The organism is Hungatella sp., from assembly GCF_046966825.1.
Genome location: NZ_JBKVCZ010000242.1, coordinates 1 through 4,244, shown reverse-complemented (window position 1 = coordinate 4,244; position 4,244 = coordinate 1). Strand labels below are relative to the sequence as shown.

General features: G+C 51.4%; 5 protein-coding genes and 1 pseudogene. 5 read left to right on the top strand and 1 reads right to left on the bottom strand.

The genetic code is table 11. The features are described from left to right. The coding region (locus ACLTD4_RS33090) for an MATE family efflux transporter (RefSeq protein ID WP_412331940.1) at positions 1-1,072 on the top strand (1,072 nt) is incomplete at its 5' end. 32 nt (positions 1,073-1,104) lie between these two features. Here ACLTD4_RS33090 and ACLTD4_RS33085 read toward each other — a convergent pair. Continuing rightward, positions 1,105-1,947, bottom strand: a complete 843-nt coding sequence (locus ACLTD4_RS33085) for a YitT family protein (protein ID WP_055652788.1) — start codon at positions 1,945-1,947, stop codon at positions 1,105-1,107. 267 nt (positions 1,948-2,214) lie between these two features. Between ACLTD4_RS33085 and ACLTD4_RS33080 the strand changes: the two genes are divergently transcribed. The 4 genes and pseudogenes from ACLTD4_RS33080 to ACLTD4_RS33065 form a co-directional block, all read left to right on the top strand. Beyond that, positions 2,215-2,598 carry a heavy-metal-associated domain-containing protein gene (locus tag ACLTD4_RS33080; protein WP_055652787.1) on the top strand — a complete coding sequence of 128 codons (384 nt, stop codon included), beginning with the start codon at positions 2,215-2,217 and terminating at the stop codon, positions 2,596-2,598. 33 nt (positions 2,599-2,631) lie between these two features. Beyond that, positions 2,632-3,183 (top strand): MarR family winged helix-turn-helix transcriptional regulator, encoded by a 552-nt coding sequence (locus ACLTD4_RS33075; RefSeq protein ID WP_055652786.1) that lies wholly within the window; start codon positions 2,632-2,634, stop codon positions 3,181-3,183. A gap of 64 nt (positions 3,184-3,247) precedes the next feature. Continuing rightward, the gene (locus ACLTD4_RS33070) at positions 3,248-3,619 is read left to right on the top strand and encodes a metal-dependent transcriptional regulator (protein WP_055652785.1); all 372 of its coding nucleotides are present in this window, start codon (positions 3,248-3,250) and stop codon (positions 3,617-3,619) included. Between the two features lie 94 nt (positions 3,620-3,713). Then, positions 3,714-4,244 (top strand): annotated as a pseudogene (locus ACLTD4_RS33065) (GGDEF domain-containing protein); the annotation flags it as partial.

The window sequence follows — 4,244 nt, the reverse complement described above, 5'->3', positions numbered from 1 at the left end:
CTACTGCGCGCTGTTTTTCGGCTTCCTGCTGTCCTTCGCCTGTACCGTGTTTCACCAGCCGCTGCTGACGCTTTTAGGCGCGGATGCGAACACGGCGCAGGCTACGGCGGAGTATTTAAAATGGACCGTGTCTTTCGGCGCGGCGCCCGCGATCCTGAACGTGGTTATGGCATATCTGGTGAGATCGGAGGGCGCATCGCTCCATGCCAGTATCGGAACCATGAGCGGATGTCTGTTAAATATTATCCTCGATCCCATATTTATTCTCCCGTGGGGACTGAACATGGGGGCGGCCGGAGCGGGGCTTGCCACCTTTTTATCCAACTGTGTGGCCTGCATCTACTTTTTTGTCCTGCTTTATGTGCGCAGATCGAATACCTTTATCTGCATCCTTCCGAAGAATTTCCGACTGAAGAAGGCGATTATTCTCGGCGTGTGCGGTGTGGGAATCCCGGCGGCTATCCAGAACCTGTTTAATGTGACGGGGATGACGATTTTGAATAATTTCACCTCTTCCTTTGGGGCCGATGCAGTGGCGGCCATGGGAATCGCTCAGAAAATCAATATGGTGCCGGTGCAGATCGCCCTCGGCTTTTCCCAGGGCATCATGCCGCTGGTCAGCTACAGCTATGCCAGCGGAAACAGGAAGCGGATGAAGGAGGCCATCCTCTTTACGGTGAAGACGCTGCTTCCCTTCCTGTTCTGCGTTTCTGTGTTCTATTATATTGGGGCGGGCAGTCTGACCAGGGCATTTATGAACAATGAGGCCATTATCGCCTATGGAACGCGGTTCCTGCGCGGCTTTTGCCTGGCGCTTCCGTTTCTCTGTATGGATTTCCTGGCAGTCGGCGTGTTTCAGGCGGTTGGTATGGGAAAAGCGGCTCTTACCTTCGCCGTACTCCGCAAGATTATTCTGGAGATTCCGGCACTCTATGCGCTCAATTACTTATTCCCGCTTTACGGCCTGACGTACGCCCAGTTCACGGCGGAATTTGTGCTGGCAATCGCGGCCGTGTGGATGCTGACACGCATCTTCAAAAGAATGCGGGAAGGCGAAGTGTCGGTGGGATAGAGTATGGCTGAGAAACCAGTTCCGCACAGGCCTCAGCGCTTCGGGCGGTATATGATCTCATTGACAGTGTAAACCGTGACAAATGCATTTTTATCCGTTTTCATGATATAGGACATCAACATGGCGTATTCATTTTTATCGACGATAGTGATGATCTCTTTTTTCGGCTGGTTGTCGTAGGCTCCGACTGCCTCATAGATGGTGGCGCCGCTGTGGAGATGGTGCAGGATGAAGTCCCTGATTTCTTCCTCACGCTTCGAGATGATGCACACCCGTTTCTTTAAGTTGAAGCCGAAGATGAAATGATCCAGTGCGATCCCGTTTAAATACGTTCCCAGCACGCTCAGCACCACGATCTTCTTATCGTAGACCAGGGCGGAGGACAGTGCGACGCACATGCCGGCAAGGGACATGGCCTTTCCCAAGTCCATGTGAAAGTATTTATTCAGAAATTTTGCAACGATATCCAGGCCGCCGGATGACGCATTTCGGTTAAACAGCATGGCGAGTCCGATGCTGACCACGAAGATGTAGCAGAGCATGTCCAGAAACGCATCGTTTGTAATCGATTGATTGTTCGGGAAAAGCAGTTCAAACACACCCAGCATTACAGGGAGCAGAAGCGAGGTATAGACGGTCTTTGCGCCGAATTCCCTGCCGATAAACAGAAATCCCAGGATCAGAAGGAAGATATTTAAGACAAGAGTGATGGCCGATATGTTCAGCGGAATAAAGTTGCCCAGAACAATGGCCAGACCGGAGATGCTTCCTACCGACACGTGGCTGGGGATCAGAAAGAAAAACACGGCAGCAGCCACGATGACGGTGGCAAAGGTTATAATTAAGAATTCCCGGATTGCTTCCCATTTTTTCATATGGAACCTCCAATAAAATTAGTGATTTTCTCCGCGGCGCGTCATCGGCCGTGAGGAGTTCTGTCTCGTATTGTAACATAAGGAAACCTTTCTTGCGAGAGCAAAATGCAGTAAAATAATAAAAACAGGGGGCCGGCTGCCTCCTGTTTTCGATTGCTCCAGTAATTGCAAAGGTACCTTCATTCTCTTCTTGACATTTTACAAAGGTACCTTTATAATATGAAAAGAAGGTACCTTAGTATTTGACTGTTGAAAGGAGGGAGTACCATGTCAACAATAATAATCGGTCTGTTTTTATTTGCAATGGCGGTCTGTGCGCTGAGACTTTCTGCCTTGCGTCTGGCAGGGGGCTGCTGCGGCGGGTCCGGTCAGCCGTACATTCCTAAAGTGAAGGTTCGGGATCGTAATCGATTCCATTATCCATACCATACGAGTTTAAAAGTATCCGGGATGTCGTCCGGCAACAGCGCGGTCTGTGTGGAGAACGCATTAAACAGCATGGAGGGCGTATGGGCAAAGGTGAATCTGCTCAATGAAAAGGTCAGCATTTATATGAAACAGGAGGTGAACGAGGCGGCGCTTCGGATTGTCCTCAAGGACGCGGGCTATGCAGTCAGCAGGGAAACGGAATATGGAGCGGCGGAGCTTTGAGCAAACGAAGACAGGGATGAGAGGAGAAAGACGATGAAACAGAATGTACACGAACTGATGGAGCGGTTAATGCGGATGCAGTGGCTGCTCAACCGGTATTTTCACCGGAATTTAAGAGATCGCGGCGTTCCCTACAGCGGGCAGGGAAGAGTACTCAAGGTGTTGAAGATCAAACCGGAGATTCCCCAGAAGGAGCTGTCGGAGATTCTGGGTATGAGGCCCCAGTCCATCGGAGAACTGCTGTCCAAGCTGGAGAAGAAAGGCTATATCACGCGGACGCCGTCACCGAATGATAAAAGGGTCATAATCGTTCACTTGACGGAGAAGGGGGCCAGCGCAGAGGAGAGCGAGAACAGCCAGGCCGGTCCCGACGATATCTTTGGCTGCCTTTCCGAGGAAGAGCAGAGTATATTCAGGGAGTATTTAGACCGCATGATTGACGATCTGGAGGCACGCTGCGGTGAAGGCAGCGAACGGAGACGGCGCTGCCGCCGGAGTCAGGAAGTCTCCTCTGAGTACCGGGAAGACGCAGAGGGAGCTGACGTTGACCGAAGACAGAGGCACGACCGGTTCTTTCGCGGCTGACATTTTATTTTGCAGTTACCATTTTACTTTCCATACCAATAGTTAACAGGAGGCAGATGTTCCTATGGCACTGACGATGTCGCGTGAAAATTATTTGAAGATTATTTATATCCTGAAGAAGGCGAACGGGGAGGTCCGGTCGATTGATATTGCAAATTACATGGAACTTTCCAAACCCAGTGTCTGCGCGGCGGTGAAGCAGCTGCAGGCGCAGGGCTACATCACAAAGGCTGGAAACGGGATCATCGAGCTTACGGAGAGCGGCAGAGCGGAGGCCGAAGAGGTGTTTGAGAGACACTGCTTCTTCGAGGAAAAGCTGATTGCCGCCGGCGTTTCCCCGGAGCAGGCGCATGCAGATGCCGCCAGGCTGGAGCACGCGGTCAGCAATGAGAGTTTTCAAGCGCTGAAAAAGGCAGGTCTGCCCGCAGGCAGTTAAATATGCACAATGAAATTAAACTAGTGTCATACCATGGTTTCTGTGCTATACTGGACATGTGTCAATTTACTTACGATTATTAGGAGATAGCTGCATGAAGAGAGATGTCATACGAAAGAACAGTCAGGAGGCTGAGCTCTTTCCCTTCGCGCCGATCCGCAGACGTTTTCTCATATTCTGCATCGTATGTGTCCTGGCGGTCATGTTCAGCGGCGCATGTCTTACGGTCCGAAGGATGAGGCAATCCGCGGAGGCCGCGTATCAAAGCGCTTCTGCACAGATATCGCAGAAGGTAGGGGAGTCCATAAAGCTGCTGACTTCACTGGCGGCGCTGCCGGAATTTTATGATCCGGAGGTTCCATGGGAGTCGAAGACGGCGAAGCTTGATGAGATCAATCAATATTTCGGGTATATGTTCATCTGCTATGTGGATGAGGACATCGAGGTCTATACTCTGGGAGAGGAAGCCGCGAGCCTGGCCAGCCGTGAATATATGCAGACGCTCTATTCGACCAGGGAGATTCAGGTGACGGATGGCTTCGTCGCAGGGGCGGACGGCAGGACTTTGAATTACACCGTCGCGGTGCCTCTGATTCAGGATGACGTCATGACCGGAAGTCTGTTC

Coding starts and splice junctions, on each gene's coding strand:
- ACLTD4_RS33085 (WP_055652788.1), bottom strand. CDS start 1,947: ATGAAAAAATGGGAAGCAATCCGGGAATTCTTAATTATAACCTTTGCC.
- ACLTD4_RS33080 (WP_055652787.1), top strand. CDS start 2,215: ATGTCAACAATAATAATCGGTCTGTTTTTATTTGCAATGGCGGTCTGT.
- ACLTD4_RS33075 (WP_055652786.1), top strand. CDS start 2,632: ATGAAACAGAATGTACACGAACTGATGGAGCGGTTAATGCGGATGCAG.
- ACLTD4_RS33070 (WP_055652785.1), top strand. CDS start 3,248: ATGGCACTGACGATGTCGCGTGAAAATTATTTGAAGATTATTTATATC.